The sequence below is a fragment of the Thalassolituus sp. UBA6592 genome (genome assembly GCF_002433655.1).
Taxonomy (GTDB): domain Bacteria; phylum Pseudomonadota; class Gammaproteobacteria; order Pseudomonadales; family Oceanobacteraceae; genus Venatoribacter.
Genome location: NZ_DJIO01000056.1, coordinates 1 through 2,509, shown reverse-complemented (window position 1 = coordinate 2,509; position 2,509 = coordinate 1). Strand labels below are relative to the sequence as shown.

At 53.9% G+C, this 2,509-nt stretch carries 2 protein-coding genes; both read left to right on the top strand.

What is annotated here, in order from left to right; translation table 11 throughout:
• On the top strand, positions 1-1,528 hold a 1,528-nt coding region (locus B2Z72_RS05110), incomplete at its 5' end, for a L,D-transpeptidase family protein (protein ID WP_297004300.1).
• Between the two features lie 260 nt (positions 1,529-1,788).
• Complete coding sequence (locus B2Z72_RS05105) at positions 1,789-2,343, top strand: DUF882 domain-containing protein (protein WP_296981121.1); 555 nt, start codon at positions 1,789-1,791, stop codon at positions 2,341-2,343.
• Positions 2,344-2,509: the final 166 nt, after the last annotated feature.

Below are 2,509 nucleotides of genomic sequence, written 5' to 3'. Positions count from 1 at the left end.
CAGCTACGAGCTGACCGATGCCGCCAAAGGCCTGCTGCAGGTACTGCGTGAAACAGCAGCGGATGACTGGCGCCAGTATGGCTATGAACTGCCGACCCTGGAACGCGAAACCAGCCGCCTGTCGAACCTGCCGAAACAGGCGACTGCGGTGGAGGTTCTGCTCACAGATGCATTCATCACCTACGCCGAACAGGCACTCAATGCCGAACTGCTGCCCGACACCGGCGAGGGCGATCACGCTATCCGCAAAGTCGCAGCGACACAATCCACCGGACTTACAGAGCGCATCAGTGAAGACCAGATTGTCAATCTGCTGGCCGAATCCATCCGCCGCAATGAACTGGATTCTCTGGTCGAGAAACTCACGCCCTCACATCCGGGTTACCTGAAACTGCGCAAACAGCTTAACCGCTATCTGGCAATATCCAACTCCGGACGCTGGTACCCGCTGCCCGACGATCTGGTATTGAAAGCCGGTGACAGCCATCGTCTGGTTCCTCACCTGCGCTGGATGCTCAGCCAGTATGGCGACCTTAAAAAAGGCGCCCTGTCATGGCTGTTCAAGGAAGCAGAAGAACATACTCTGGCACCTTCTGAGCATGCCACCATTGACCTCAGTCGCCCGGAATTCCTGTTTGATGACACCCTGGCCGCAGCCCTGAAAAGTTTCCAGCAGCGCCACAAACTGAGCGAAAACGGAGAGCTGGATCAGGCGACTCTGGCATGGCTGAATGTTCCTCCATACCAGATGGCGCAGAAGATCGCCCTGAACATGAAGCGCTGGCGTCACCTGCCACGGGAGCTGGGCGACCGCCATGTGATGGTCAATATGGCTGACTACCGCCTGCAGCTGATGAATGGCGGTTCCGCTGAGCTGGATATGAAAGTCATCATCGGTAATCTGGATCGCCGCACCCCGGTAATGTCGCACAAGATAAGTACGCTGGAACTGGCACCGACCTGGTCAGTGCCACGCCGCATCGCCGTCACCAGCCTGTTGCCAAAGATCCGCCGCAATCCCGGCTATCTGAAAAGCAAAGGCTACCAGCTGATTACCCGGGTAAACGGTGTTGATCAGTTCGTTAACCCCTACGATGTCGATTGGTCGAAGGTTTCGGCCAATTACTTCCCTTATCGCCTGGTACAGAAAGCCGGTGACGATAATGCCTTGGGAACGATTAAATTCCTGTTCCCTAATAACAAAGATATTTACCTGCACGACACCTCGCAACCGCAGTTATTCAATCTTGATAAGCGCGCTCTCAGTTCCGGCTGTGTGCGTGTAGAGAAACCCCGTCTGCTGGCCGAAAAACTGCTTCGCGGCTATCAGGGCTGGACCCGCAATAACATCGACTCTGCCATTGATCAGAACCGCACAACACGCATCCGCTTACAGGATGAGGTACCGGTTTATCTGATGTACTGGACAACCTGGGTCGATGATGACGGCAACCTTCAGGTCCGTGATGATGTCTACAACCGCGATCTGATCGCTGGCCGCCCGGCAATCAATCCTGTGACGCTGTAACAGTACGCACACAATCAGTGCAGGGATGGCGGCGTTCATCGTCATTCCTCATACCTGCGACTTAGAAGCGCCTGCCCCGATATTCAGACTTAACTGACTTTTATTCATTTAAGGTCAGCCCTCGTGAGCGTGTTACAGAAATATGTATGACTAATGTAGCGTTACGTGAACGACGGAACTGATCATCATTTTTAAATCACCGCCTTTGGCATAATCCCGGCATTAAAGAATTTTCAGTTTAATGATCCGGATTTCCAGGCATGAACAACCGTCGTCAATTTCTCCGCCAGGCTGCTGCGTTAAGTGCAGCCGGTATTGCTTCTGCTGTCGCCAGCCCGGGCGTTTTTGCCCAGTCACAGCAAAAGGGTGAGCGCTCACTGCAGGTTTACAATATCCACACCGGTGAATCTGCCAACTGTACCTTCTGGGCCGATGGCCAGTATCTGGACGATGAGATTCAGACGCTGGATTATCTGGTGCGCGATCATCATGCTAATCAGGCGCTGGCCATGCAACGCGAGTTGTATCAGAACATGTACTATCTGCAGGAGCTGTTCGGTCATCACGAACCTCTGTACATCATCTCTGGCTACCGTGCCCCCAAAACCAATTCCGATCTGCGCCACGCCAGCGATGGTGTCGCCGAACACAGCCTGCATATGCAGGGCCGTGCCATCGACATCCGCATCCCCGGCGTATCACACCGTCACCTGCACAAAGCTGCGCTGGCCATGGGCAGTGGTGGTGTAGGTTACTATCCGAAAAGTGGTTTTATTCACATTGATACCGGCCGGGTCCGTCACTGGACGGCGTGAGCAACATTCAGCGACAGCGCTTTTTAAAGCAGCTGAAATGCGCATAACGCGCGCAAGAAGGAACGCGCATAAAAAAAGAGAGGCGTGGCCCACTGCTGTCCCACAAATTTCTATTTAAGCATTTTCGAAAATTGTCAGGCCTCTTGTCCTCATAGAGGGGCCTTCC